Origin of the sequence: Pseudoalteromonas sp. SR41-1, from assembly GCF_014164015.1 — a bacterium.
GTDB classification, from domain to species: domain Bacteria; phylum Pseudomonadota; class Gammaproteobacteria; order Enterobacterales; family Alteromonadaceae; genus Pseudoalteromonas; species Pseudoalteromonas distincta.
Genome location: NZ_JACJEK010000001.1, coordinates 217,503 through 244,490 on the forward strand (window position 1 = coordinate 217,503; position 26,988 = coordinate 244,490).

Annotated in this window: 23 protein-coding genes; 8 read left to right on the forward strand and 15 right to left on the reverse strand. The window is 39.1% G+C overall.

The genetic code is table 11. The annotated features are described in order from the left end of the window. Positions 1 to 8 precede the first annotated feature (8 nt). Entirely contained in the window at positions 9 to 911 is a 903-nt protein-coding gene (locus tag H5118_RS00895; protein WP_024032767.1) for a LysR family transcriptional regulator, read from the forward strand. Positions 912 to 945: 34 nt separating this feature from the next. Here H5118_RS00895 and H5118_RS00900 read toward each other — a convergent pair whose 3' ends face one another. From H5118_RS00900 to H5118_RS00910, 3 genes are all read right to left on the reverse strand, one after another. Further along, positions 946 to 2,427: a S41 family peptidase gene (locus tag H5118_RS00900; RefSeq protein ID WP_182747404.1), complete on the reverse strand. Its 1,482-nt coding sequence runs from the start codon at positions 2,425 to 2,427 to the stop codon at positions 946 to 948. Between the two features lie 55 nt (positions 2,428 to 2,482). Next, positions 2,483 to 3,355: a trypsin-like serine protease gene (locus tag H5118_RS00905; RefSeq protein ID WP_182747406.1), complete on the reverse strand. Its 873-nt coding sequence runs from the start codon at positions 3,353 to 3,355 to the stop codon at positions 2,483 to 2,485. Between the two features lie 158 nt (positions 3,356 to 3,513). After that, a complete protein-coding gene (locus H5118_RS00910; RefSeq protein WP_182692363.1) occupies positions 3,514 to 3,993 on the reverse strand; it encodes a hypothetical protein in 480 nt (159 codons plus the stop codon). 415 nt (positions 3,994 to 4,408) lie between these two features. Between H5118_RS00910 and H5118_RS00915 the strand changes: the two genes are divergently transcribed. Then, on the forward strand, positions 4,409 to 5,440 hold the full coding sequence (locus H5118_RS00915; RefSeq protein WP_182695370.1) for a LacI family DNA-binding transcriptional regulator: 1,032 nt from the start codon (positions 4,409 to 4,411) through the stop codon (positions 5,438 to 5,440). 95 nt (positions 5,441 to 5,535) lie between these two features. Here H5118_RS00915 and gtfA read toward each other — a convergent pair whose 3' ends face one another. After that, complete coding sequence (gene gtfA, locus H5118_RS00920) at positions 5,536 to 7,008, reverse strand: sucrose phosphorylase (RefSeq protein WP_002960098.1); 1,473 nt, start codon at positions 7,006 to 7,008, stop codon at positions 5,536 to 5,538. 176 nt (positions 7,009 to 7,184) lie between these two features. Between gtfA and H5118_RS00925 the strand changes: the two genes are divergently transcribed. From H5118_RS00925 to H5118_RS00935, 3 genes are all read left to right on the forward strand, one after another. Then, entirely contained in the window at positions 7,185 to 8,411 is a 1,227-nt protein-coding gene (locus H5118_RS00925; protein WP_039488390.1) for a sugar MFS transporter, read from the forward strand. Between the two features lie 171 nt (positions 8,412 to 8,582). Continuing rightward, the gene (locus H5118_RS00930) at positions 8,583 to 10,979 is read left to right on the forward strand and encodes a TonB-dependent siderophore receptor (RefSeq protein WP_182692364.1); all 2,397 of its coding nucleotides are present in this window, start codon (positions 8,583 to 8,585) and stop codon (positions 10,977 to 10,979) included. Positions 10,980 to 11,092: 113 nt separating this feature from the next. Beyond that, the gene (locus H5118_RS00935) at positions 11,093 to 12,040 is read left to right on the forward strand and encodes a carbohydrate kinase (protein WP_182747408.1); all 948 of its coding nucleotides are present in this window, start codon (positions 11,093 to 11,095) and stop codon (positions 12,038 to 12,040) included. Between the two features lie 45 nt (positions 12,041 to 12,085). On the opposite strand, the gene H5118_RS00940 is transcribed toward H5118_RS00935, so the two are convergent. From H5118_RS00940 to H5118_RS00950, 3 genes are all read right to left on the reverse strand, one after another. Next, positions 12,086 to 12,475: a nuclear transport factor 2 family protein gene (locus tag H5118_RS00940; protein ID WP_149603532.1), complete on the reverse strand. Its 390-nt coding sequence runs from the start codon at positions 12,473 to 12,475 to the stop codon at positions 12,086 to 12,088. Positions 12,476 to 12,557: 82 nt separating this feature from the next. Continuing rightward, positions 12,558 to 13,208 carry a DsbA family protein gene (locus H5118_RS00945; RefSeq protein WP_182695368.1) on the reverse strand — a complete coding sequence of 217 codons (651 nt, stop codon included), beginning with the start codon at positions 13,206 to 13,208 and terminating at the stop codon, positions 12,558 to 12,560. A gap of 40 nt (positions 13,209 to 13,248) precedes the next feature. Further along, a complete protein-coding gene (locus H5118_RS00950) occupies positions 13,249 to 14,127 on the reverse strand; it encodes an MBL fold metallo-hydrolase (RefSeq protein WP_024595728.1) in 879 nt (292 codons plus the stop codon). 119 nt (positions 14,128 to 14,246) lie between these two features. Here H5118_RS00950 and H5118_RS00955 point away from each other — a divergent pair, with 119 nt between their 5' ends. Next, positions 14,247 to 15,134 carry a LysR family transcriptional regulator gene (locus H5118_RS00955; protein ID WP_182681515.1) on the forward strand — a complete coding sequence of 296 codons (888 nt, stop codon included), beginning with the start codon at positions 14,247 to 14,249 and terminating at the stop codon, positions 15,132 to 15,134. Between the two features lie 95 nt (positions 15,135 to 15,229). Here H5118_RS00955 and H5118_RS00960 read toward each other — a convergent pair whose 3' ends face one another. The 3 genes from H5118_RS00960 to H5118_RS00970 all read right to left on the reverse strand — a co-directional run bounded on the left by H5118_RS00960 (position 15,230) and on the right by H5118_RS00970 (position 17,117). After that, a complete protein-coding gene (locus H5118_RS00960) occupies positions 15,230 to 15,610 on the reverse strand; it encodes an STAS/SEC14 domain-containing protein (RefSeq protein ID WP_182724083.1) in 381 nt (126 codons plus the stop codon). Positions 15,611 to 15,754: 144 nt separating this feature from the next. Next, entirely contained in the window at positions 15,755 to 16,447 is a 693-nt protein-coding gene (locus H5118_RS00965; protein WP_182747410.1) for a cupin domain-containing protein, read from the reverse strand. A 49-nt stretch (positions 16,448 to 16,496) separates the two neighbouring features. Then, entirely contained in the window at positions 16,497 to 17,117 is a 621-nt protein-coding gene (locus H5118_RS00970) for a glutathione S-transferase family protein (protein WP_182747412.1), read from the reverse strand. 389 nt (positions 17,118 to 17,506) lie between these two features. Here H5118_RS00970 and H5118_RS00975 point away from each other — a divergent pair, with 389 nt between their 5' ends. Further along, positions 17,507 to 18,025, forward strand: coding sequence for a TetR/AcrR family transcriptional regulator (locus H5118_RS00975; RefSeq protein WP_182694099.1), 519 nt, complete (start codon positions 17,507 to 17,509; stop codon positions 18,023 to 18,025). An 84-nt stretch (positions 18,026 to 18,109) separates the two neighbouring features. Here the strand turns inward: H5118_RS00975 and H5118_RS00980 are convergent, their stop codons facing one another. The 5 genes from H5118_RS00980 to H5118_RS01000 form a co-directional block, all read right to left on the reverse strand. Further along, complete coding sequence (locus H5118_RS00980; protein ID WP_004334688.1) at positions 18,110 to 19,579, reverse strand: carbon starvation protein A; 1,470 nt, start codon at positions 19,577 to 19,579, stop codon at positions 18,110 to 18,112. 259 nt (positions 19,580 to 19,838) lie between these two features. Beyond that, positions 19,839 to 20,756, reverse strand: coding sequence for a carbohydrate kinase (locus H5118_RS00985; protein WP_024595733.1), 918 nt, complete (start codon positions 20,754 to 20,756; stop codon positions 19,839 to 19,841). A gap of 2 nt (positions 20,757 to 20,758) precedes the next feature. Next, entirely contained in the window at positions 20,759 to 22,282 is a 1,524-nt protein-coding gene (locus H5118_RS00990; protein ID WP_182695365.1) for a mannitol dehydrogenase family protein, read from the reverse strand. Positions 22,283 to 22,329: 47 nt separating this feature from the next. Then, positions 22,330 to 24,051, reverse strand: coding sequence for a cytosine permease (locus H5118_RS00995; RefSeq protein ID WP_004334683.1), 1,722 nt, complete (start codon positions 24,049 to 24,051; stop codon positions 22,330 to 22,332). Between the two features lie 280 nt (positions 24,052 to 24,331). Continuing rightward, complete coding sequence (locus tag H5118_RS01000; protein WP_149593207.1) at positions 24,332 to 25,006, reverse strand: HAD family phosphatase; 675 nt, start codon at positions 25,004 to 25,006, stop codon at positions 24,332 to 24,334. A 427-nt stretch (positions 25,007 to 25,433) separates the two neighbouring features. Between H5118_RS01000 and H5118_RS01005 the strand changes: the two genes are divergently transcribed. Continuing rightward, positions 25,434 to 26,960 carry a catalase gene (locus H5118_RS01005; protein WP_182747414.1) on the forward strand — a complete coding sequence of 509 codons (1,527 nt, stop codon included), beginning with the start codon at positions 25,434 to 25,436 and terminating at the stop codon, positions 26,958 to 26,960. Positions 26,961 to 26,988: the final 28 nt, after the last annotated feature.

The following is a 26,988-nucleotide window of genomic DNA, read 5'->3' on the forward strand; positions in this document are numbered from 1 at the left end:
ACGGTATTATGAAAGACCTAAATGCAATACGTATTTTTATTAAAGTAGCGCAACTCAGTAGTTTTTCTAAAGCAGCAACAAGCTTAAATCTTCCTAAGTCAAGTGTATCGCAAGCAGTAACCATGCTCGAAAGTACATTAAATACGCGTTTATTACACCGTACTACACGCACCGTAAATATGACTTCAGACGGTGAGCTATTTTATCAACGTGCACTGGGAATTATCAGCGACGCTGACGATTTAAAAAATTTATTTGTAAGTGAGGATAAAGGTTTAACAGGCCGAATACGTGTAGATATGCCACAAGCTGTTAGTCGAGATACCATAATTCCAAACTTAAGTTCGTTTTTAAAAATGCACCCAAATCTTGAAATAGAACTTGGCAGCTCCGATAGACGAGTAGATGTCATTAAAGAAGGATTTGATTGCGTAGTAAGAGTGGGCGAACTTACCGACTCATCGTTAATTGCACGACGTTTGGGCAGCTTTAAAGTTTTAAATTGCGTAAGCCGTTATTATGTAAAAAATCATGGTTTACCTAAAACTCTTAACGATTTAAAAAATCATTACATTGTTCGCTACAGTCAAACACTTGGTATCCCTGATCCGGGTTTCGAATATTTAGATAGCAATAATCAATTGCAATCAATAACGATGAAAAGCCAGCTTACTGTTAACTCCTCAGAGGCATATTTAAGCGCAGTACTGAGTGGTTTCGGGCTTATTCAATCACCTATTCACGGTATAAGTAAATACCTTGAATCTGGCGAACTTATACAGGTTTTGCCTCAATACGCGATGCCCGACCTACCAATCAATATTTTGTACCCGAATAGGCGTCACTTACCCAAACGCGTAAGTGCATTTATGCTTTGGCTTGAAGAACAATTGAGCGTATTTACAAAGTAATAACCTAGTTGCTAGCTTGAGTTACTAAAACAAGTTACAGGTTTTTAATCTGCTCAAGTAACACATTAATTGTCCAATCAATGCCGTTATACGCAATATCTGGCTTGTAGTAAGACCCTGCCCCTCGCGCTCTGTTTACGTATACTTTGTTAGGTACAATCACTTTCCCCAACCCTGAAGGTAAATCAGCTAAGCGTACTTCCATATACATAGAATCAGCACTGCTTGGCGCACCGAATAACGTTGTATTTTCAAAAAGCTTAAACTTATCAAGCGCATCTAAACAAGCACTGGCGCACTGCGGCGGAACAATAACAAACACCTTGGTTTTAAAGTCACTAGTTAAAGGATTTTGTGGCATATTATTTAGCGTATTAGTTTCTTGTTCTACATAAAATGGGGCATCATTTTTAAGTGATAAAGCCATACCAGCTGCTACGGTTTTAACTATTTTCAATAATTCAGGCTGATCTTTTACAATCTCTAATAAAGACACTACATGATCGGTATTATCTTTTGATGCTCTCCACCACACTTGCGTGTTTTGAGATTTATCATTTGCTTTTTGTTCTACTACCTTTTCACCCCATAATTCTTTGGCTATTTGTGAGCTCCAATAAGATGAGCCACCTTGGTTATGACGCAAATCTAATACCACGGCTTTTGCAGTAAGTAACTTGCTACGCTGCTGTTTTATTTTTTCAAACACTTTATTGTATGCAGCAGTTTGTTTATCTGTTGATGAAAAGCTAGGCATAGCAATCCAAGCAATGTTTTTTTCACGCCACGTTAAATCAATGGGAAGCTCATCACCGTTATAAGCATTTTCTAAATACTTGCTTGCTGACTTAGGCCTTACTGACCAATTTAATACGTGTGTATAGGTATCGCTATTGGCTTTAACAAATTCACATTTTTTTAGAGGGGTTAAAAATGGATTGCCCTCGTCAATTAGTAACCGCCAACCTTGCTGCCACCAATGCCCAGGTTGTGCAACTTCACCATGAAACTTAAATATTCTCTCACGCATTAAGGTATCAGTGCTTTGCCCATCACATTGGCTTACAACGTCGCCTTTACTAATATTGTTGGTTTCGCTGTAATACACTTTTAGCGCATCACCTCGCCATACAACTCTAAAGCCGGGCCAGCGGCGCGCGGGTCTATCTACGCTTGAAAACGCACCAGCATGACCATCTTGTAACACAGTACTAAAACGTGCAATTGACGCAACATGCGCCTGCGGCCCACTCGCTTGTGACGAGAGTGCAAGCGCCTCTGCTTTTGCTTGTTTTAATAAATCAGGAAAAGTTGGGTTATTAACATCAAACATACCTGGATGATTTTGTGCAGTAATACTATAAGCCGCGTTAATATCGCGCTCTGTTATGCTGCGCCACTGCTCAGGTGTAGTAGGTAGAGTGGGTTCTTGTGCAGCATTTATAATTGGTGATAGTAGTAAAGCGCAGAGCAATACATGATTGGTTATAATATGGAACGAAGTAAAATTAGCCATTTATATTTTTCCTTTTAATCTTCTTGCCGGTGCAATGTTATTGCAACTCTGTACCTTAATGGCCATTTTCTATTATTACTTTATCGATCCATTCATTAAAGGATGACACTCTGACAAAAACTGCGACTGAATCATATTTTCCGGGAATGAATTGATTTAACGCAGAGTCTATTTCCACCCAGCTGGCTAAACCTACTAAGATTGGCTTATCTTCGGTAAATATGACTGCAGGACCTCCACTATCCCCAGAGCCAATAGTCCCCTCCAAAGGTAGAGCAGTTTCGTCTGCGTCAAATTTAAATCTAATCCAGCGTTCATCAACTTTAGTGATAACATTGTTGTAATAATTAAGCTGCCTAAATTCTTGAGTCGGTGCCAAGTCTGTAAATTTTTGTCGAAACCAGTTGTAAACTTTTTCTAAAAAACCGGCGTTTTTTGTCTCTCTTAATTCTCCAGTTAAACCATTACCTACCGCTCCCTTACCGTATACAGTAACTTCGAGGCCTAATTCAGTTTCTCCAGAAAAACGTCTAATTGGATTAATATGATCTACTGAATCGGTAAGTTTAATTAATGCTATATCGCTATGGCTATTTAAAAAATCCATCAATGGTTGAGGATCATTATCCCCCCAGTCAGTTTGGTCTTGGACATATTCTGGGTGAAAAATTATTTTATCGATTTTATTTTCGATACCACCTACTTCTATAGGTTTTCCAAGATAATCATAATAAAATGTGTAAATTACATGTGCGGGAGCTAACAACCAATTTTTATCTATTAAAACAGCTGTCCCTTCAAAGGGCATATCTACATAGTATTCTGGAGCATTTTTTAGTTCGTACAGCTCAGGCTTAATATCATGGCGCTTAACAACTGCCTGCGAATTAAAAGCAATCATCAACACAAAAATAATAAATTTTTTCATTTAAACATCCTTATCATAAGTGACAGAAAAAACGTCAACCCCTTGAGCTTAACATTCGTACCTATCGCCCGCTTAAGCGGACAAAAGTTGTTGGCTATAACTGTTTAGCGGAGCGAAACAGCCAACTGTTTTTGTTCCGTTTAAAGTGCTTGTTAGCACTATATATATTGCGATGCACTCTCTTTTAAGACTTCTAGCATTACTAATATTTCTGATGGAGAATAAACAGTAGCATTACCCTCAAAACCATAACGCCACGAAACAAAATGGTCACGGTATTTTTCAAAAAATTCTTCTGATGTTATTCCACTTATACGCTTTTCAAATGCACTACTGATTTGTTTGCGGTTAGCATCATTTAAATGGTTAAATAGTTTGCCAAGGTCATGCCCTCTGTTGCTACCTTCACTAGTTACATTCTCATATTTGGTAACACCCTCGCAGTACTCTGATGGTTGATTAAAAACAGTTTGCCCATCAAAACATTTTAGATAAAGTTCAATTGCAAAGGTGGCATTTACAATAAATGGAGATCCTCTATATTGCATTTCATTAGCTTGATTTAAAACCTGAGCAGCAATATGAAAACTTTCTGCTTTGTAATAGATATTGGGTTCCGCTTTTCTTAAAACCTTCATTTATGCAACCCACTCAACTTATAGTGCTATCAATTTTATCTACGACATTGTCGTTTATTAAACCGACAAATATCCTAATATTGCGATACATTTATCTTAGCCATCAAATAAATATGTGTAAACAAATAGTTAAGTGCGAATTGATATGTTAATTGTAAAAATACACCAAAATGGAGAAGAGCAATAATATTCCAGATAAGCAAAATTTCCTCTTGAACAAAGCGAATAAACTATAAAAACTTGCTCATATAATCATCTTTGCACACTTTTCAAAAAGCGCCTGTGCTCTAAGGAGGTATTAAACGGGCTGTAAAAAGTACGATAAAAACACCTAAGGTAAATACTCTTAATTTTTACTTTGCTAACGCCCTGAATATGTTAGTTTATTAACATGTGTATTTAGTAAAGAATTGGTATGAGTAAGCAAACCCGCTGGACCCTAAAAAGTATTGCTAAAGAGTTAGGTGTGTCTAACGCGACAGTATCTAATGCGTTTAATCGCCCTGATCAGCTATCGGCTAAACGCCGAGACGATATTCTTGCAGCGTGTAAAACTTTGGGCTATTACGGGCCCAATAAGGCCGCGCAATCGTTGCGTAATGGCACATTTAATATTGTCGCTTTAGTGTTGCCCGATAGTGTGGAATACATGGTGTCGGACCCTGTGGCTAGCAGCTTTATGCGCGGTGTTACCTCGGTGCTTGAAAAAAACGGCATTAATGTTTTATTGTTTTCAGGTAATAGCGGTAACCTTAACAACGTGGTCGACTTGGTAGATGGCTTTATTTGTTATGGCCGCCCTCGTAATAACGCGTTAGTTGAGCAGTTAAAAACAGTGTCTAAACATGTAGTGACAATTGATTTTGATATTGCTCGCAATGCCTCTGTAAATATTAATAACGAGCAAGCAAGTTACGAAATTGCTAAACACGTACTGCATAATCAAAGCGATAAAGTGGCTATATTAGGGCTTAGATTACTTGATGAAAACGTATTATGCCGCGTGTATGAACACCACGAATTTGAAACCGGACAATCTATTTCGCATCAACGTTTACGTGGTTATCAACGCGCTTTAAGCGAGGCAAATATTACGGTAGCTGACGATCGTATTTGGAACATTCCTGAAAGTAGCGAGCGTTTTGCTAATATTGCTGCTAAAGAGGTTTTAAGTGCCTCCCCTCGTCCTAACGTTATTATTTGTATGAGTGATTTAATTGCGCTTGCCACAATGCGAGAAGCAATAAAACAAGGCATAAAAATAGGTGAAGAACTGCGTATTGTGGGCTTTGATGGTATTGATGAAGCAGCCCGGTTTGTGCCTCGCCTCACCACCATTCATCAAAACAGCCAAGAAAAAGGCGTTATAGCCGCCGAATTATTTATTTCTAAAGAAGAAAAAACTCAGGAAGTCAGTTACGAATTAGAGATTGGTGCGAGTAGTTAGCTTACAAACCTTGTAATAGTTTTATGTGTTAAAAAGCCAAGCTACTTAAGCTTGGCTTTTGCTTTACATGGCGTTTGTAAATTACTTTTATAACATTAAGCTAAAAATGAATTTAAGTTAATCGTTGTTTCTTCATCACCATTTACCTGCGTAATAAGTGCATGGCGTAATTTAAAATCAACAGTAAGTGAAATAGTTTGCTCATCTAGTTGCCACGATAAACAACACATACTGCCTTCACCTTGGGCGCTAAATTCACCTGCAAATGCAGGGTGTGAATTGCGAATTTTAATTAATTCAATTAAACCTTTTACTACAGGCTTATTTAAGGCTTTGTCGATTATATTTGCATCTAAATATGGGCGGTTAATATCACGGCCTACATTTGTATTTGTCAGTAATTCCATGTCGTTTTCGCAAGCAAATAGGCCGCCGTAATAAACTTGTGGTACACCTGGAGCAAAAAATTGAATTGCACGCGACAGTAAGTAATCAAAGTCTTTAGCGCCTAATGCGTTGTAGTACGTACAGTTAACTTGATATAAGTCGACATTACTCGCCGCAGCGCCCGTAGCTTGGCGGCTTTGGTTGTTGCTGTTGGCGTGCATTGTTTCTACTAGGTTATCAATCTGCTGTGCATTTAATAGCCCTGGTTTGTCGCCCATTGGACCTGCGTCAATAATGCCAATACCGTCATGTGTATCAAGTACAGTTAAGCAATTACGTGGCGAAATTTGTAACCATTTGAGCAGTGCATCTACATCGTTGTTAAATAAGCTGTGTAAAATAAGCGGTGGTAACGCAAAGTCGTAAACCATATTTACGCGTTTTGCCACTTCTACCTGAGTTTGATAATGGCTATGAATTTCTGCAATGGTTTCCATGCCTAAATCGTTTGCTTGCTTAGATAAGTTATCTAGGTAGCCAAACGTTTCATCAAGCATAAAGCAGTTAGTGCCAGCTTGCTTAATAGCGTAACCCGCCGCATCTAAACGAATAATATTTACATTGTTAGCCGAAAATTTAGTGAGTACGTTATTTAAATACGCAACACCGGCTTCTACTTTTACGTTTATATCAATTTGGTTATCGGTAAAAGTGGTCCAGAAGTCATACGTTTTACCATCACCACATTTCATTGGGGTAAAGCAACTACCAGGACGTGGGCGGTAAATTGCTTTTTGCTCAGCTTCGCTCATACCATTTGGAAATACATCATCTTTGGTTAAAAACAAATCCCAAAATTCTGATTGCTTACCTTTAGCTAATACATCTTGAAACTGAAAAGACTGCGCCGATACATGGTTAACAATTAGGTCAGCCATTAAGTCGAGATCTTTACCTAATACTTGTATGTCTTCCCAAGTGCCTATTCTAGAATCAACTTCACTATGGTCAATAGGGTCAAAGCCAGCATCGCTGCCATCAATAGGATTGTAAAATGGCAATAAGTGCACACCACCAAATACGCCTTTTAAAGGGCCGTTTAAAAGTGTGGTTAGCGCGCCTATATTTTGGCCAGTGATTCGATCAGCATATGTGATCAATTGAACTTTATTCTTCATCATTGTGTGATTACCATGTTGAAACTTAATCGATTAAGATATATCTTTAACTAGCGAGTAAGAATTTACAAGTAATTTTTAATAATTTTACATACAAATTTCGTGTCTCACGTAATACTACAGTAAGCAACTGACTGACTTACGAAGTATTAATAGAGAATTTAACGAGGAATAAACACATGACAAAATCACACACTCACGTAAGCAGCGACCCACTGCAACAAATACGCTGGCTTACATACATGATGTTTTTTATGTTTGCCATGACCTCTGACGCAGTCGGCATGATAATTCCCGAACTTATAAAAGATTTCGGTTTGAGCATGACTCAAGCTAGTGCATTTCATTACGCTCCTATGGCACTCATTGCCTTTAGTGGATTATTTTTAGGCTTTTTAGCTGACAGCCTTGGCCGTAAAAAAACCATTATGCTAGGTCTATTAATATTTTCCGCGAGTTGTTTTTTATTTGCATTTAGCACCAGTTTTACTTTCTTTTTAGTATTGCTTTGCTGCATAGGCCTGGCCATTGGTTTATTTAAAACCGGCGCACTGGCATTGCTTGGCGATATTTCACATAGTAACGACGACCATACTAAAACTATGAACAAGGTTGAGGGCTTTTTTGGCATTGGCGCTATTGTAGGCCCTGCCCTAGTTGGTGTTTTATTAGTGCAAAACGTTAGTTGGACATACCTGTATATTACTGCGGGCGTAATGTGTTTAATCCTTGCTTTATTAGCATGGCGCGCAGACTACCCTGACGTAGTTAAAACAACTGAAAAGCCAGCCTCTTTGGCCACGACCATGAAAATGGTAAAAAACCCTTATGCACTTGGCTTTTCTTTAGCTATTGCACTTTATGTAGCGACTGAAGTGGCTATTTATGTATGGATGCCAACGCTATTAAAGGACTACACAGGCTCTTGGCCACTCCTTGCCACTTATGCACTTACTATATTTTTTATACTACGTGCTGCAGGTCGTTTTATTGCCGTATGGTTACTAAATCGTTATAGCTGGCAAGGTGTTATGGCTTATTTAAGCTTAGGTATTGCGCTTTGTTATGTGGGTACACTTATTGGTGGCGTTGACTGGGCTGTAGGGTTACTACCTCTTTCAGGTTTATTTATGTCTATGGTTTATCCAACTTTAAACTCTAAAGGTATATCGTGTTTTCCTGCTGAGCGCCATGGAGCCGTAGCCGGCGTTATATTATTTTTTACCGCATTATCAGCTGCTTTAGCTCCTTTATTTATGGGTATGATCAGCGATTACTTTGGCCATGTGCGCTATGGCTTTTACTTAGCAACAGGGTTTGCCGTGATTTTATTTGTAGCTATGTTGTTCAATTATTTACGCGACCCATCAATGAGTGCTTTACAAGAAAATAACCCAACAGCTTGATAAATTTGTATTTCAATACAATAAAAAATACTTTTAAAATCAACATATAAATAATAAAAGAGCAAATTAAACACAAAATAATTTGCTTATTGTAAAATATTTGTTATTTTTACTTAATCGATTAAGTGAAAATAACAAATCCTACTGGGATCAACACAACGAGGCGTTCACATGACAACACACAATACACCTTTATATTTAATCAGCGCTTTAGCACTTGCCGTAAGTCAAGGCGTTAACGCACAAGAAACAGACCAAGCAACACCTGAAGCATCACAAAACAAAGGTCTTGAAACAATAGTTGTAACCGGCGTACCACGTCGAACAACAATCATGGCTTCAAGCGTTTCAGTTAGTAGCGTATCACTTGAACAAGTTCAGGTGTCTACTCCTCGCTCAACAGCCGAGGCTTTTAGAATCATTCCTGGTATCCGTGCAGAATCGACAGGTGGCGAAGGTAATGCAAATATTGCTGTTCGTGGCCTGCCAGTTGCTTCAGGCGGTGCAAAATTTTTACAATTACAAGAAGATGGTTTACCTGTACTGCAATACGGTGATATCGCTTTTGGTAATTCAGATATTTTTATGCGATTAGATAACACTGTGCAAACTATCGAATCGATTCGTGGTGGCTCAGCATCTACTGCAGCAAGTAATGCACCTGGTGGCATTATTAACTTTATCTCTAAAAATGGCGAAAACGAATCTGGCAGTGTATCTACAACACTTGGCTTAGATTACGACAGCGTTCGTACAGACTTTGAATACGGCACTTACTTAACCGATAGCGTGCGTTTTCATGTTGGTGGCTTTGTTCGACAAGGCGAAGGCCCGCGCGAAACAGGTTACACGTCTAATAAAGGTGGCCAAATAAAAGCTAACCTTACAAAAGATTTCGACAACGGTTACGTTCGTCTTTACTACAAACACTTAGACGATAAGAGTGTTGGCTACCTTCCTATGCCAATGTACTCAAATGGTGACTCTATTGCTGGCTTTGATGCGCAATCAGACACACCTCACTCAGCGTTATTTACTAAAACAGTACGTTTAAATGGTGAAAACCAAATCAGTAGCGGCGATATTCGCGATGGTATGAATCCAAAGGTTGACTCTGTTGGTTTTGAAGCTGTATTTGATTTAGATAACGATTGGCGTATCGAAAACCGTTTTCGTAAATCATCAATAAGCGGCAACTTTAACTCGCTTATTCCTGCAGAGGTTGGCAGCGCATCATCTATTGCACAGAGCATTGGTGGTGTAGGCGCAACACTCAGTAACGCAAACACGGGCGCTGCATTTAACGACGACCTTGCTATGCGAATTCATACGTTTGACGTAACAATGAACGACTTCGATTCATTAGTTAACGACTTTAAACTAACTAAATCGTTTGATGATGACACCAGCATTACCTTTGGTTATTACGCGTCAACACAAAACATTGCTATGTCGTGGTTATGGAATTCATACCTTATGGAGCTTAAAGGCGACAATGCTGCATTATTAAATGTTACTGCAGCTGACGGTACTGAATTTTCAGAAAATGGTTTATATGCATATGGCACACCTTACTGGGGAAACTGTTGCCAACGTGATTACGACACAGAGTACGACACCCGTGCACCATACGTTGCATTCTCTACTAAATTAGGCGACGTAAGCATTGATGCAAGTGCCCGTTACGACAGTGGCGAAGCTCGCGGTAACTATGCAGGTGCCGTAACATCAACTGTAGATATGAACCGCGACGGAGAAATATCAATCCCTGAGCAAAACGTTGCAGGTATTGATATTGCCAACGCCAGCCCAGTAAACTATGACTGGAACTATTCTTCTTATTCAATTGGTGCTAATTATCAAATTGACCCAAGCCTTGCTACGTTTGCACGTATTAGTAAAGGTGGGCGTGCAAATGCTGACCGTCTTTTATTTGGTAAAGTACGCGCCGACGGCTCTGTTGCAAAAGAAGACGCTGTTGATGAAGTAAACCAGTTTGAGTTTGGTGTTAAAAAGCGCTTTGATTCATTATCAGTGTTTGCTACTGCGTTTTTTGCCGAAACTGAAGAGCAAAATTTTGAAGCAACATCACAAACGTTTTTTGACCGTGAATACGAAGCAAAAGGGATTGAAATAGAATCTACTTACTTTATTGATGCATGGGATTTTCGCGGTAATTTAACTTGGACCGATGCAGAAATAGCAAAAGATGCGCTTAACCCAGATGTTGTAGGTAATACACCACGTCGTCAAGCGGATTTAATTTACTCATTAATGGCACGTTACAACTATGAAAAAGGCGCTGCAGGGGTAAGTTTCATTGGTACTACCGATGCATACGCTCAAGATAATAACGATCTACAATTTGACGGCTACACACAGGTAAATGGCTTTGTAAGCTATGACTTATCTGAAAACCTTAATATTGCGCTTAATGTGAATAACCTCTTCGATACAGTAGGTATTACAGAAGCAGAAGAAGGTTCAGTACCTGAAAATAACATTATTCGTGCCCGTACTATTAACGGCCGCACAACGTCGGTAACTTTAAAATACGCTTTTAACTAAATGTGTGTATTGCGCTGCGGTGAGTAGTCACTGTAGCGCCTTTTAAAGTATGAATAAATAACACCCTTCACGTTTTTTAGCCTAGCCTTGCTAGGCTTTTTAGGATATTCCAAATGACTAAACTCCTGTGCTTAGGCGAGCTATTAATTGATATGCTGCCACAAGATGCTAATAACTCAGCCTATTTACCTATACCAGGTGGCGCGCCTGCCAATGTAGCTGTTGGCTACGCAAAACTCGGCGCAGAGGCTGCATTTTGTGGTGGTAAAGGGGACGATCATTTTGCCAATCAATTAAGTAATGCATTAGCGCAATACAATGTAAATACAGACTATTTATTTACCATTGCAGGCTCACAAACCGCCATGGTTATAGTAAGCCTTGATGAAACCGGCGAGCGTGGTTTTGGCTTTTATCGCCATAACACAGCCGATGTACTATTAACGCAGGCGCATTTAGCGCATATAAATTGGCAAGAAATAAGCACACTACACTTTTGTTCAAACACATTAACCGAATCAGCAATTGCCAACACAACGGTTAAAGCGCTAGAACTTGCAAAAGCGAATAATAAGCTCGTCAGTTTTGATGTGAATTTACGCTACAGCTTGTGGGAAAACACAAACGATATAGCAAGCAATGTAAAAGCCTGTTACACCTATTGTGACATAGTAAAACTCTCGCGTGACGAACTTAATTTTTTAGCTCAGCATAGCGATATAACGAGCGATGATTACATTCAAATGCTATTAAATACCGGAGTAAAACTGGTGTTTTTAACCGATGGACCAGAGCCTGCCACGGTTTACCACAGCGCATTTACACTTAACGAATCGGCACCAAAAATAAACGCCGTAGATACAACAAGCGCAGGTGATGCATTTATAGCGGGGGTTTTATACTACTTAAATAACTTAGGAAGTGATTTACCACTAGCAGATAAACTAAATGATAAAGCGAGCGTAAAAGGCGCCCTGCACTTCGCTCTTAAATGTGGCTCTAAAGCGTGTTTAGCTAAAGGGGCATTTCCGGCATTACCTGTGCTGGCTGATGTACTTTAATAGACCTAATGTTTTTTAAGTTCAAATATATGCAGTAACGCGTAGTTACTGCATAGCATCAAACACCATTTTACTATCCACTATTTGTTCAAAGTGCGTTATTTTTTGATTTTTAAGCTGCCAAATATGCGCGACCCTAGCTTGCATTTTTTTACCCGTTTTAATATAAGTACCAGAGTACGTGCCATACACTACAACAGTATCATCTTGGGATAAGTAGTTTTGTGGCGTAAACGTGTAGTTATACCACTCGCTTGCAAGCTTTTGAAAAACATGTTCAGTAATGTCATTCATACCATGGTATGTACCAGCATAAGCAAAACCGTCAGCCTCTTTCCAAGTAATAGTATCACTTGCATGAGCAACTAAATTTTGCCCATTCTCTTGTGATGTTTTGCCTTCATACGTACTTTTAATTATGTCTATGTTGTTCATTTTTGCACACCCTTGCACTATAAAAAGGAAGCTCAATAAAGCTGTAATATAAACAGCTTTATTATTTAGAAATTTCATCACACTATACTAGCGCAACTGATTGCTGTAAGTAGGTAACCCACTGCTCAGTTTTTCCATAATAATGGGCTATATCGGCTTTTTGCCACTTACCTGTGTTAAATTCAAATGCTGCACTAGGAAAGCCTTGCCCATGAATATCGTGCAATAAGCCTCGGCTTTGTGCTATATGTTGATCTGTTGCACCGCCTTCTAGCGCATTAAAGTGGGTTTCAAATAAGGCCTTGTTTAAACCCAGCTCCAATGCAATATCAGTCAGTACATGCAGCTGCATAATGTTTTTACCCTGAGCATAATAAGCATGTTGAATACTATTAAGCATTTCCCCACCTGATATACCAAGCTCTTGCGCTGCCAATATAGCGGTAATAGCCGGAGCCGAGTTGAGTATAATATCGTTGGTTTTTAAAAGCCCATCAGTATAGTTACTACCAAATACCTGACCGGTTTTCTTCGCTATGACACTGTCGTTTTTAAGTGCAAATTCACGCCATGCAGGAGTCACAGGTTTGACATTATCACCTGTTAGCATACCTCCACTGTGTACTTTTACAATTAAACCATCAATATTTTCAGCAGCGGTGATCAAGGGCACGCTGCCGTAAGTCCAACCACATAAAGGGTCAACAATTATATGTAACGTTACGTTTTTCATTAATATTTCCTATCTAAATAATTGCTTAACGCAAGGGCACTTAGTGCCATTGCATCTCACCCATAACCACTTTTGAGCCCAACTCTAAGATGCTTCTTGCACCTAAATCAGGGTAAGCTTGAGTCATTATCTCTACAAATTCAGTTGAGTTTTTTGCATTTTTTGCAGCGCTATCCGCTTTATTTAAGTACCCTTTCATGAATGACACACCAGAAAGGTCTTGTTTACTGCCCTGTAAAAAATGACCTGGAATAACAGTCTGTGGTTTTAAATTCTCGATGTTATCTAATGTTGACTGCCAAGTTTGACGCTCTGCAGCTGTGCTCGAATCGGCCAACCACACATGCATTTGATCAAATACTACAACCCCACCCAGCACTGTTTTTATAGAAGGGATCCAAAGGTAAGTATGCTTTGGATCATGCTGTAAATTTTTAATAATAATTTCTTTCCCATCTATAGTTAGGCTATTTGATAGCATTACTTCTGGCAAAATAAGTTCTTTAGGTGCATTGCTCTTTAAAATAGGCCCCCAATAATTTAACTTTCCTTGCATTGAGCGTTTAATATTCTCTACTGTTGATTTAGTCGCTAATAACTTTGCTTTTGGAAAAGCAGCTTTAATTACATCTAAACCAAAGTAAAAATCAGGGTCGCTGTGACTAATATAAACAGCTGTTAATGTTTTACCGCTCGCTTTTATTTTTTCAACCAATGCTTGTGCATCATTACGCTGAAATTGGGCATCCACTAATAACACTTCGTTATCACCACTTATAATGCTTGATGAAACAGCAAAAATACTTTTGTCTTGTGGGTTATATACATCAACAACTAATTCACTTTGCGCTAATACCGGTTGCATTAATGTGCTTGCTAATAAAGCTGTTGCTGCTAATACGTGTTTAACTTTTTTCATTCTCAGTAGCCTGTTTGTTATTTCGTTAAGATGAGGCTATTGTATGTTGCAATTTAAGAATGAAAAACTAGGCAGAATGCAACCATCTGTTGCATAAATCGAACATATAGGCAAAGTGAATGGATAGAATTATTGCAGCTGATGTATTTATAAAAATTGTAGAGCAGAAAAGTCTAGCCGGTGCTGCCCGTGCTTTAGATATGTCTAGATCTATGGTTACACGGTATTTGAATCAAATGGAAAAGTGGGCAAATACCCAACTACTCCATCGGTCAACAAGAAAAATAACACTCACGTCAGAGGGTGAAAAAGTACTTAATCATAGCCGAGAGCTCATTGCCATCGCCCAAAACATCAGTGCGCCGATAGAAAGTAATAACAAATTAAACGGGCAAATTAGGTTGTCGTGCTCGCCTTTTTTAGCACATGATGTACTACCAGATATGTTGCAACAATTCTTGCACGCTCATCCCGAAGTCAGTATTGATGTACAAATTAGTAATCACGTTACAAATTTGGTAGAAGAGCGAATAGATTTAGCAATTAGAATTACCAATGACTTAGATCCTAATATAATTGCTCGCCCACTTGGGAAATGCCATTCAGTATTATGTGCAAGCCCAGAATATTTAGAAAAAAACTCTAAGCCTATAACTACGGATGATTTGAGTCGCCATAACTGTTTAAACTATTCACGGTTTGAAAAAAGTATGTGGCATTTTTCACACCCTGAAAAACCCGTATCTGTAGCGATTGCTGGTAACTTCAGTGCTAATGATTCGAGCTTACTGTTAAAAGCTGCTCTTAATAATCAAGGAATAACTCTACAACCTAAGTTTGCTGCGCAGAAATATATAAATAATGGAAAGTTAATACATTTACTACCACACCTTAAACCACAAACTTTGAGCATATACGGTATTTACCGCTCTAGGAAACATCAGTCACTTGCACTTCGTTCATTTATTGATAGCTTAGTAACGTATTTTGATAAAATTGATACTTAACAATAAGCGAAAACTATTAAACGTTCGCTATAAGTCCTTTATTTAAGAGTTAAAATAGCGCTTTGTAAGCGCTATTTTTTGAAAGAAGGGATTTATTATTCGTCTAGCCAATCTATGGCTGCGGTAGCATTTTCAAAGTATTGAACCTCACCCGATATGAACCAGTTACCTATTTTGGCCATTCGAGCTTGCCACTCTTTATTACCGTAAATAGCTACTTTTTTAAATTCTTCAGAGTGTTTAACACCTAACTTGAGGTCATCCCAGGCTGCGCGTAATTCCCAACCTTCAAGCTCGCTACCATCTATTAAGGCGTTTACAACTGGGTGCTTAACTTCGCCAAGAGCTGAATTTATCATTGGGGTAATTATTTTGTAGTCGTCGTGAGTAAGCGTACCAACGGCTTTAAGTTTTAAAAAAAACTCTCTTCCTGCACGTTCAAGACCAATCGATAAACCATGTGTTGTGTGTACCATTACTGCTCTCCTTAAATAGGCTGAGTGGTAAAAGTACACCTTCTAAAATTAATTAGTCCTGAACTAAATCAATAAATAGTCTTGAACTAAATTAATAAATAGTCTTGAACTAAATTAATAAATAATCTCAAATAAACGACTCAATTACACATTTTGTACGCGAGATATCTGGTTTTCTACGTCAGTCAAATGACCCGTTTTAAGCCATACTTTTGCACCATTACTTCCCGCTTTAACGTTAACGGAGCTATTAATAGGCACTCTTAACCAACTGTTTTTTATAAGGGTATCTGCTTGCTCATCAAATGAGCCTTCAAGTACTAGCAGCTCAGCTCCGCCTTTTGCGTTTATAACCATGCAGGCGTTGGGCTTAAAGTGCAACAAGCTTACCTCTTCAAAGTCGTCTTTGTATAAAGGGGTTACGGCAACATTTTTAAAACTAGGATGCACCGTACTTTGCATCAAGTTTGTTTGCAAACGCACGTGCGTTCGGTCATCTGGTTGAAACTGCCATAACTTTACAAATATAACGCAGCCATTTTCAGACCCCGGCTTATGCTTTGATTGCGGTGGATTACGGATATAAGAACCTGCCGCAAAGTCACCATGCTCATCTTGAAATACCCCTTCAAGCACAACAAACTCTTCACCGCCTGTATGTACATGCGGCGAAAATTCACTCCCAGGTGCATAACGAACAATGGTCGTTGCGCGAGCAACTTCGTCGCCCACTCTATCGAGCGCTCGCCTATCAACGCCCGCCATTGGCGATGCAACCCACGGAAGTGATTCGCTATGTACCACAACTCGTTTACTAAAATCGGCAGCTATTTTCATATTTGGCTCCTAAGCGTAACTTCACTTAAATTTTAAACTAATAACCTAATTAAGCTGCAACACTTGGGCGTTTTGCTACTTTTTCTTGCCATGCAACTAAATGGGTTAACTCATTCGGGATTGCTATTTGTGCAAATCCAGCAAATACCATCCCAGCATACAATGTAATATCAGCAATACTAAACTGCTCGCCGCCAACAAACGCCGATTGCGCTAGTACATCATTAAAATAGCTAAACCCTTGGCGCGCTTTTTCGCCTTGTTTTTCACCCCAAGCCACATTTTGATATGTTTCAAGCTCAGGACCTAAGCCATCAGTTGCATGATGAAAGTAAGTTGCCACAGCGTCAAGCACCATAGATTCTGCACGCTTTTGCATCATGTTAATTACTGCACGCTCTTTTGCGGTTTCACCCATTAAAGATGGGCCTTCAAATGCGGTATCAATATACTCAGTAATAGCGGTACTTTCTGATATAAACGTGCCGTCATCTAGCTCTAATACGGGTACACCTGCTAATGGATTTTTAGCTAAAAAAGCTTTTGTTCTGTGTTCACCATTTAATAAATCAACAGGTACAAATTCAACATTTGCAGTGGCATTTTTTTCAGCTAAAGCGATACGAACACGAAGTGGATTTGGAAAGTTTTCTACATCATAAATTTTCATAGCAATCTCTATCTTTATTGTTTAAAAGTGAGCCAATGGCGAAACCTACCTATCGATAGGTAATTTATAATATTAAACTAAATTTAAGTCAACGTTTAAATTTTTCTGATTTATGGGATTTAACTTAATTCATAATAAAATTAGGGAGTTGCTTAAAAGTAAAAACACTTGTAAATAACTACCTACTGGTCGATAATTTTGCTGTACCAATTGCATTAAATAAGTGATCTATTATTGCGCTAGGAAAATAGCGCAATAACGAGGCGAAAATCATGACATCTAGTTATTCTGTATGAATAATTTTTAACGCAGTTAGTGTGTTATTTAATGCGATACAATGATCATGTTTTTAATAAAACTGGTGTTACTGCAGATAGGAAATATTAAAAGTGAGTAAAAAAGAAGCTTTATTAAAAGCAGCTGAAAACAAGGTGCGCCTTGGCGGATACAGTAATTTTAGTTTTAGAGAGCTCGCCTGCGAAGTCGGTATTAAAAGCGCCAGTGTGCACTATCACTTTGCGACTAAGGCCGATTTAGGTGCTGAGCTTGCTCATCAATATACTAATTCTTTTTTAGCTGCGTTAGGCGAGCCAAGCGAGCTTAAAGCAAGCGGTAAAAATCCTATTGATGTGTACACTCAGCTTTTTAGACGTGCATTAGTAACCGATAAAAAAATGTGTTTATGTGGGTTACTAGGAGCCGAAAGCGATAGCCTTCCAGATAAAGTACGCCTTGAAGTAAAACGCTTTTTTAATCAAAACCTAACATGGCTTAGCGCTGCACACTTAACTAATGGTGAGCCTAACCCCGCTCAAGCAGCTATTCAAACAGTGAGCCTGCTTGAGGGCGCTATGATGATAAGCAAAACGCTCGACGATAATAGTTACTTTGAACTTGCAACTCAGTAATACCTAAATTTAGTACACAAAAAAAGCGAGCTATTGATTATCAATAGCTCGCTTTTTTAATGCTTGAAATAACTTATGTGATTATTAAACCGCTGTTGGTTTAACTTTATGCTTAGAGTGCACAATTGCTAAAACAATTAAGCCAATCACTGTTACTACAGCGCCAATAGGTTTACCTAAATCGCTTGATAAGTTAAGACCAATTGCTGCAGTGCCAATATAAGAAACCGTTACCGCTGTTGCTATAACAGCAGGAACACTGGCAATCCAATGGAATGTACCACGGTCAAACAAGTACTTAGTGGCAAGCCATAATACGCTTGTAGAAAGCAGCATGTTTGAAAATGCAAAGTAGCGCCAAATTAATGAGAAATCGAGCTTCGTCATAAAGTACGCTATAGCAAGTATAGGCACCGCCACTAGTAAGCGATTACGTAAGCTTTGTGGAATATTAAACGCATCAACAACAGTTAAACGTAATGAGCGGAACGCTGTATCACCAGAAGTAATTGGGAATACGGCTACTGCAATAATTGCCATTATACCGCCAAATACGCCTAAGTAACTGTTAGCTACATGGTTAACAACTAAGCCTGGACCACCTTGGTCAAGCAATGCTTTTAAGCCTGCGTAACCATCTGGGAACGCTGCAATACCAGCAAGTGCCCATACACAACCTACAATACCTTCACACATCATAGCGCCGTAATAAACTGGACGTACGTATTTTTCGTTAGTTAAACAGCGCGCAATAATAGGCGCTTGAGTAGAGTGAAAACCACTAATAGCACCACAGGTAATTGTTATAAATAACAATGGCCATGTTGGTAATCCATCTGGGTTTGGCTCTAAAAAGTCATGTGCGTGATCAGCTTCAAAGTAAGCTAAAAAGTCACTTGGTACCGGTAAGTGCGGCGCATTAATAAGTAATGAAATAGCAATTGCCACTGTCATTACAATCATTAGCGCACCAAAAATTGGGTAAAACTTAGTGATAATTTTATCAATTGGTAGCAAGGTAGCTAAAAAGTAATACGCTAAAATAGCAAGTACCCAAAAGGTGTTGTTTGCCAGTATTGTACCTTCAAAAAAATCAAGGTTACTTAGCAAACCTGCAGGGCTCATAATAAATACTACACCTACAAAAAACAGTAGCATGGCAGTAAATACAAGCATAAAGCCTTTAAATACGACGTTGTAATAATGGCCTGCGATTTCTGGTAGGCTTTTACCGTCTTCTTTTATACTCATTACACCTGAGAAGAAGTCGTGTACAGCGCCACCTAAAACATTACCAAGTACAATCCATACTAGTGCAACTGGTCCGTATAAAGCACCTAAAATTGGGCCAAATATTGGACCTACGCCAGCAATGTTTAAAAACTGAATTAAAAATGCTCGTACAGGGTGAATAGCTACGTAATCAACACCTTCGCTAAAGCGTTTTTGTGGTGTGTCAGCAGTTGAATCCAAACCGGCTTGTTTTTCAACAAATGGGCTGTAAAACTTATAGCCCAGTATTAAAATAGTGAGGCAGATAAAAAAGATGATCATAAAGCACGTTTCTCTTTTTGTATTTTAGTTATAGAGCGCATTGTGTGTCGCCCCGCCTTTTCAATCCGTGAATAATCGACGAACGATAACAAAGCTTTAACCCTCAAACAATAAGACGTTTAGCTAATACAATAATCGATATAAGCCACTATTTACGCAACCTGCGCACTTAACACTCACTTATCGCCTATGTCTTATTTTAGGCACAAAAAAAGCGGTTAAACTTTTACGTATAACCGCTTTCACACACAATGTTTTTTTAAAGTGGGTTCATAAACTCACTAATTTGTTGATGCGTTAAAGTAGGTGTTGCACCAGAACTTTCGGCGACCATTGCTCCAACGGCACATGCAAAGTCAACGGCATATTGCGCGTCGTCGTTGCTACAAAGCTGATAAATTAACGAACCTAAAAACGAATCCCCTGCGCCAACAGTGTCAATTACGCTAATTAAATAACCTGAATTATAAAAATTCTCGCCTTTGATTGTTAATAAAGCACCGTGGCTACCTTTGGTTACACATAAGTAATCGGTATTTGTTTGCTGTGCTATAAACGCTAAATTTTGTTCAAGCGAATGAAACTTACAACCCATCGCTTTTGCAATTTCGTATAGCTCTTCATCGTTTAACTTAATAAAGTCTGCTTTATTCATTAAATCTACAAGTGTTTCTAGCTTGTAATGCGGTGCACGTAGATTTACGTCAAATACTTTAAAGTTTGCTACATCAACTAGTTGATTTAATGTTGCTAAAGACGCTTCGCTTCGCCCAATTAGGCTGCCAAATACAAATACATCGCTACTTTTAACTTTACTAAGTAACTCATCGGTAAGCGCTATATTATCCCACGCAGAGTCTGCCACTATTTCATAACTTGCAGAGCCACCACTGTCGAGCGTTACCTCAACCGTGCTAGTTTTTTTGTCACTATTAATAGCAATGTATTCGCAGCTTACGCCTTTGCTAGTAATTTCGCCAAGTAGCTCAGCGCCTAACTCGTCGTTACCAACAGCGCTGATCATGTCGGCTTTAATGCCAAGTGAGTTAATACGCACACACATGTTAAGTGGCGCGCCACCTAAGCGTTTACCTGAATCAAAACAATCCCACAGTACTTCGCCAAAACAGCTAACACTTACGTTTTCGCCTGATTTATGATTAATTAAAATGCTCATAATTAGTTACTCTTTTGATCAAGTACAGCCTGCATAATGGCTTTAATTTTACTATTAGGTGCATACAACGCAGCAATCAACTTTTTATATTCAGCAGTAAACGTTTCGTTATGCTCAAGCTTACCAAACAAGCTCGTTAACTTTAAAAATGCAATCGGGCTAGTTTGAGTCTCTTGCGCGTAAGAATTAAGCTCTTTGTGCATAGCATCTTGAATTTCAAGTTGCTCGCCGTTTTCACTTAAACCTTTATCGCTGTACAAACACCAAGTAGCAATAACAAGCGTTGCCAGTGATACATCTCGACCTTGTACTAGGTTTTCGTTAATTGTGGCAATTAAAAACTTAGGCAGTTTAGCTGAGCTTTCACTACAGATACGCGCTAGGCTGTCTTTAATATTAGGATTAGCAAAACGCTCTATTAACGTATCTTTGTAGCTTTCAAGGTCAATGCCTTCAAGTGGTTCAAGATTTGGGGTTACTTCTTTATCCATAAAAGCACGTAGGTATGTGGCAAATAATTCATCCGATACCGTTTCGTCAATAGTGCCGTAGCCATGGATTGAACCTAATAAACCAAGTACAGAATGCCCTGCATTAAGTAAACGTATTTTCATGGTTTCATAAGGCGTTACATCAGTAACAAACTGAGCACCAACAACATCCCAATTTGGACGAGAGTCACTAAATGTGTCCTCTATTACCCATTGTGTAAACGACTCACAGGTAATTGGCCACTCGTCGCTAACACCATATGCATCAACCACATAATCAATATCACTCTTTTTAGATACCGGTGTAATACGGTCAACCATCGCATTTGGAAACGATACGTTTTGCTCAATCCACTCGCTTAGGTCTTTGTCTTGTTCTGTAGCAAAGGCTAAAAGCATTTTGCGTGTTACGTTACCGTTGTGCTGAATGTTATCGCACGACTGTACTGTAAACGCGCCTAGGCCTTGCTCTTTACGAAGTTTTAACGCAGCAGTAATGTAGCCAAACGCTGTAATTGGGTCGTTCGGGTTATTAATGTCGTTAATAATATCTGGATTACTGTAATCAAACTCGCCCGTTGCAGGGTTAAAGTTGTAACCGCCTTCGGTAATAGTAAGCGACACAATTTTAGTATCGCTGTGCGCTAGCTTATTAATTACCGCTTGTTTGTCCTCTGGAGCAAACAAAAAGTCGATCATTGAGCCAATTACTTTGTTATCTATTGTACCGTCTGGGTGTCTAACAGTAAGCGTGTAAAGGTAATCTTGCTGCTTTAAAATATCACGCAGACCACGGTTACCCTCTAAAAGACCAACACCGCATATACCCCATTGCTCAGAGCCCGGAGTTTTTAAAAGCTCGTTAACATAGACTGCTTGGTGAGCACGATGAAAACCGCCCACACCAATATGTACAATACCGGCTTTAACTGCGCTACGGTCGTAGGTTGGTGTATCAACATGGCTTGGTAATTGAGCCAAGCTCTGTTGGTTTAGCCCTGTAACTAGAGCGTCAGTGTGTTGGTATTGTGTCATGGTGTGACCTTACTAAACAAAGATAAAATATAAATTACGATACTGTATTACGATGCTGTGTTGAGTACTTTATGGCGTTTTAACGACCAGTACGCAGTAACAAAATAAATAACAGTACAAATAAAACAGGCTATTTCGAATTGCGATTTATTAGCGCTGTACATACTCATAGTTTCACTGAAAAACATCACTTGGCTGGCAAATATGAAAATAATAACCAGTGAAACCGTAGAAACTGCGTTAAGTACTTTTGTAAATACAGAGCTGTCAATTACTGGCTTTGGAATGTCTTTAGCCTCAGCTGCTTGATATTCTTTAATATCACGTTGCTCTTGTTTTTCTGCTGCAATTTCTTGTGTGTAGTCGTCACCAGCGCCGTATTTTTTAGCTAAAAGCGTGTAAACAACAATGGTGAAAATCCATGTAGGAATAAACAAGTAGTAAAACGACATTACATCAATTGCGTTTAAGCCAAAGCCAAACACAAGTGCTAACGCCCAAGATGCTATAGCCGGTACGCTGCGGGTAATATTTTTATATTTAGCCCAGTAACGTGTTAGGCCAATTTTAGGAAATAACACATGCTCAGCAAACACAATGCCGCCTACTGGTACAACTAATAAGCCTGCGTATGTAAGTAGCGGAAGCATTTGAGAAAATACAAACGGGAAACACGCAATAATTACGGTTACAACACCTACAATAGCGGTGGTGCGTTCACGTGATTGATTAACAAATATAGATTGCGCTGCAAGGCCTGCACGGTAAAGGTTTGCGTTAGCTGTAGTCCAACCGGCAATAATTACAATAACAAAACCAGTCCAACCTAATGCATGGTATGCAACATCGCCCGGATCAAGTGATGAAATAGTTGTTTTAAGTAATACCGCAACACCTGCGCCCATAATACCGGCAGAGATCCACGCTAAGTAATGACCAAAAAACATGCCCACACCAGAAAACAAACCATAGCTTTTGCGTTTAGCAAATCTAAAAATAGCCATGTCGATTAAACCAAAGTGAGTTATTGAGTTAGCAGCCCATGCAAAGCCAATCACTTCTAATAGGCCAATGCCCTTTTCACCATCGGCATTGGTGCCCGTCCATATGGAGGAGTCACCTATGGTCATAAAGTCGCTAAAGCTAGTTAAAGAGGTAGAACCTAATACGTGATTTGAAAGCTCAGGGAATAACGCAAACGAGCCTGCAATAAATATAACAAATAGCCACGGCGCACACAGCTTTGAAAAGTCAGCAACCGTAGAAAAGCCATACATCGCAACAAATACAACAATGGAGCCAACAGCTAAAACAATGGCTACAAACCAAAAGCTATTTGGATACCAATCAAGTTGCGCAGGTATATCAAACAAAAACCGCACGGCGGTGGAGGATACCGTGATCATCGCGGCCGATATAACACTAAAAATAACCACGTTAGCCCAGTTATAGAGCTTGGTCATTGAGTTACCAGCAATTTTGTTTAAGTAGTTATATAAACTTAAGCGGGTTTCTACTGCAATGGGTGCAGTAATCAGCCACCAAGAACACATTGCTAACAGGTTACCTATTAATAAACCCAGTAGAATGTCGATGGTTGAAGCGCCTAATGCAACAAACGTTGCACCAATAACAAATTCAGTAGCCGCAACATGTTCGCCGGCGTATAGCCCTGCAAAATGCTTCCAGCCGTGAAGCTTATTATTAGCAACAGGAAGTTGCTCTTCGTTTACATCTTTAAATGTTTGTGTGTGTGGACTCGTTGCCATGGTATTTCCTATTGTTAACAGCAAAGCATTTGATACCAATCTGCATAACTATTTGAATAATTTAACAAGTTAAATCACTCTATATTTAAGCAGATTGGCATAGTACCTACATACTTTGCCTTTTATAATTTGGCTTATAAACGCATGATCTTTTGCCATGTTTTGTTTTATTTTTAGTAAAGCAAAACCATCTACATTTATATTTTGCGTTTGCTTGCCTGTCAGTGTGTAAGGCGAGCAAATCGCGTTTAAAACTTTGTTTATTTAAAAAGCTGCGTGTTTACTGCTTTTTAAGTGCAGGGTATGCACTAAAAAAATCTTGCCAATGCGTTAAATGATCAACATTTGGGTAAGCACTGTGTACATGATTAACAGAGCCTTGCATATGTTGCCCACCGCTGTAATGCAGTACTTGCATATTGGCGTCAATTCCTGCATTTACGCCGGCTTTACTGTCTTCAATTACTAAGCAATGCTCTGGCTTTACACCCATTTGCTTAGCTGCATGTAAAAATAAATCAGGCGCCGGTTTACCACGCTTAACTTCGCTGCTGGTAAAAACCGTATCGCTAAAGTACTTACTTAAACTCACTACGCTCAACGCTTTTGCGGTGCGTGCTGGGCTACTGCTTGTAGCTATACAAATAGGCACAGCTAAATTGTTAAGTACGTCTTCTATACCATCAGTCGTGGTTAGTCCGGTTTCAAATTCGTTTAATAGTGCCTCGCGGTAGTCACCTTCAAAGCTTTCAGGAAGAGTGACATTAAATGCATCCGCTATTTTTTGGCTTACTGTTTTAAAGTTGCAGCCTAAAAAGTGTTGCTGTACATAAGCGCGGTCAATCTCAACGCCTTTTTCAACAAGCATATTAATGAGTACTTGTGCGCTTAAAATTTCGCTATCAATAACAACGCCATCACAATCAAATATCACTAGCTCAATATTAGTATTCATCTTGTCACCTTATTAACACTGTTTGGTTTAGCTAATTTAAGTATAACGAGTTAAGCGCGATTAATATTGTGCAACTTTTTAGTGCAACTCAGTAATGGGCATAAGCTCACTGGTTGAGCATATTCCCTTTATTGTGCGAATATGTCAACACACTGTAAGTATAAAACGCACCAGCTTGGTGAAAATACCGCCAGATAAAACTAAAAACCTTTGTATTTAATAAATTTTATAAAAGCATATTGCGACTAAGGTCGTAGTAAAAAAATTACATTAATGTAAAAAGTGTATCTGCAAATTCATTTCATCTGTTTTACAAATTACATCAATCTAATTAATCAGTTTTACCGAAGTTAATAAAATTAATACTATCGTTAACAGATTAACAGCCTGCACCACTGCCGGCACTTTTAAATAGATGAGGTCGACAATGAATACTCAAATAAACAAAACAAAATTAACACTAACTGCACTGGCACTTGCAATGGCATTACCGGCAAGCGCAGCAGCAACTCTTACTAAAGATAACGGCGCAGCTGTTGGCGATAACCAAAATTCAATTACTGCTGGCGAACGTGGCAGTGTATTACTAGAAGACGTGCAACTAATTCAAAAACTGCAACGCTTTGCACGTGAGCGTATTCCTGAGCGTGTTGTGCATGCTCGTGGTACTGGCGCACACGGTGTGTTTGTAGCATCAAAAGAGCTAGATGATTTAACAATTGCAGCACCGTTTGCAAAAGCTGGTAAAGAAACAGACGTATTTGTTCGTTTTTCATCGGTAATTCACTCAAAAGGCAGCCCAGAAACACTGCGTGACCCACGTGGCTTTGCAACTAAGTTTTACACAGACCAAGGTAACTGGGATTTAGTAGGTAACAACTTACCGGTGTTCTTTATTCGCGATGCGATTAAATTTCCAGACATGGTTCACTCTTTAAAACCATCTCCGGTTGATAATATTCAAGATCCTAACCGCGTATTTGACTTTTTCTCGCACGAACCAGGTTCTACACAAATGCTAACGTGGGTTTACAGCGACTACGGTACACCAGCAAGTCTTCGTAAAATGGACGGTTGGGGTGTACATGCATACAAAATGATTAACAAATCGGGCGATGTTAAATACGTTAAGTTTCATTGGGTAAGCCAACAAGGTATTGATAACCTTGACGCAAAAGAAGTAGCTAAAGTGCAAAGCCAAGACTTCCAACACTTAACACGCGACCTTTACAGCGAAATTGGCAAAGGCAATTTCCCTAAATGGGATCTGTACATTAAAACGCTTGATCCATCGCAGCTTGATGACTTTGATTACAACCCGTTAGATGCAACAAAAATGTGGTTAGACATTAAAGAAACTAAAGTAGGAACAATGACCCTAAACCGTATGCCAACTAACTTCTTCCAATCTACGGAACAAGTAGCAATGGCACCGGCAAACATTATTCCAGGTATTGAGCCATCAGAAGACAGACTATTACAAGGTCGTATGTTTTCTTACGCTGATACACAAATGTACCGCCTAGGTGCTAACCACCAGCAACTGCCAATTAACCGTGCAAAAGTTGAAGTGGTTAACTACAACCAAGACGGCGCAATGAATATTGGTAACACTACAAGTAATGTGAACTACCAGCCAAGCCAAGAAAACGTAGCTGAAAACCCAATTGCACGTAGAAGTAACACAGAGCTAAAAGGCTTTGTACAACAAGCTGCGATTAAAAAGCAGCAAAACTTCGCGCAAGCTGGTGTTATATACCGTGGTTTTAGCAAGCAAGAACGTACAAACCTAATTAATAACCTAGCAGGCGATTTAGGAAAAGTGCAAAACAGCAGTGTTAAACACAAAATGCTTAGCCACTTTTATAAAGCTGATAGTGAGTACGGTACACGCTTAACTAAAGCTGTAAACGGCGATATTAAAATGGTTAAACAACTAGCCGCTAACTTATAAGCAACTAGTTAAAAGCAATTAGTCCCAA

Excerpts from the sequence above, each read along its gene's own strand:
- H5118_RS00930 (WP_182692364.1), top strand. The coding sequence starts at position 8,583 with ATGACAACACACAATACACCTTTATATTTAATCAGCGCTTTAGCACTT.
- gtfA (WP_002960098.1), bottom strand. The coding sequence starts at position 7,008 with ATGATGAAGAATAAAGTTCAATTGATCACATATGCTGATCGAATCACT.
- H5118_RS00945 (WP_182695368.1), bottom strand. The coding sequence starts at position 13,208 with ATGAAAAACGTAACGTTACATATAATTGTTGACCCTTTATGTGGTTGG.
- H5118_RS00960 (WP_182724083.1), bottom strand. The coding sequence starts at position 15,610 with ATGGTACACACAACACATGGTTTATCGATTGGTCTTGAACGTGCAGGA.
- H5118_RS00990 (WP_182695365.1), bottom strand. The coding sequence starts at position 22,282 with ATGACACAATACCAACACACTGACGCTCTAGTTACAGGGCTAAACCAA.
- H5118_RS00985 (WP_024595733.1), bottom strand. The coding sequence starts at position 20,756 with ATGAGCATTTTAATTAATCATAAATCAGGCGAAAACGTAAGTGTTAGC.
- H5118_RS00980 (WP_004334688.1), bottom strand. The coding sequence starts at position 19,579 with ATGATCATCTTTTTTATCTGCCTCACTATTTTAATACTGGGCTATAAG.
- H5118_RS00905 (WP_182747406.1), bottom strand. The coding sequence starts at position 3,355 with ATGAAAAAATTTATTATTTTTGTGTTGATGATTGCTTTTAATTCGCAG.
- H5118_RS00955 (WP_182681515.1), top strand. The coding sequence starts at position 14,247 with ATGGATAGAATTATTGCAGCTGATGTATTTATAAAAATTGTAGAGCAG.
- H5118_RS00925 (WP_039488390.1), top strand. The coding sequence starts at position 7,185 with ATGACAAAATCACACACTCACGTAAGCAGCGACCCACTGCAACAAATA.
- H5118_RS00995 (WP_004334683.1), bottom strand. The coding sequence starts at position 24,051 with ATGGCAACGAGTCCACACACACAAACATTTAAAGATGTAAACGAAGAG.
- H5118_RS00910 (WP_182692363.1), bottom strand. The coding sequence starts at position 3,993 with ATGAAGGTTTTAAGAAAAGCGGAACCCAATATCTATTACAAAGCAGAA.
- H5118_RS00900 (WP_182747404.1), bottom strand. The coding sequence starts at position 2,427 with ATGGCTAATTTTACTTCGTTCCATATTATAACCAATCATGTATTGCTC.
- H5118_RS01005 (WP_182747414.1), top strand. The coding sequence starts at position 25,434 with ATGAATACTCAAATAAACAAAACAAAATTAACACTAACTGCACTGGCA.
- H5118_RS00940 (WP_149603532.1), bottom strand. The coding sequence starts at position 12,475 with ATGAACAACATAGACATAATTAAAAGTACGTATGAAGGCAAAACATCA.
- H5118_RS00965 (WP_182747410.1), bottom strand. The coding sequence starts at position 16,447 with ATGAAAATAGCTGCCGATTTTAGTAAACGAGTTGTGGTACATAGCGAA.
- H5118_RS00915 (WP_182695370.1), top strand. The coding sequence starts at position 4,409 with ATGAGTAAGCAAACCCGCTGGACCCTAAAAAGTATTGCTAAAGAGTTA.
- H5118_RS00970 (WP_182747412.1), bottom strand. The coding sequence starts at position 17,117 with ATGAAAATTTATGATGTAGAAAACTTTCCAAATCCACTTCGTGTTCGT.
- H5118_RS00935 (WP_182747408.1), top strand. The coding sequence starts at position 11,093 with ATGACTAAACTCCTGTGCTTAGGCGAGCTATTAATTGATATGCTGCCA.
- H5118_RS00895 (WP_024032767.1), top strand. The coding sequence starts at position 9 with ATGAAAGACCTAAATGCAATACGTATTTTTATTAAAGTAGCGCAACTC.
- H5118_RS01000 (WP_149593207.1), bottom strand. The coding sequence starts at position 25,006 with ATGAATACTAATATTGAGCTAGTGATATTTGATTGTGATGGCGTTGTT.
- H5118_RS00950 (WP_024595728.1), bottom strand. The coding sequence starts at position 14,127 with ATGAAAAAAGTTAAACACGTATTAGCAGCAACAGCTTTATTAGCAAGC.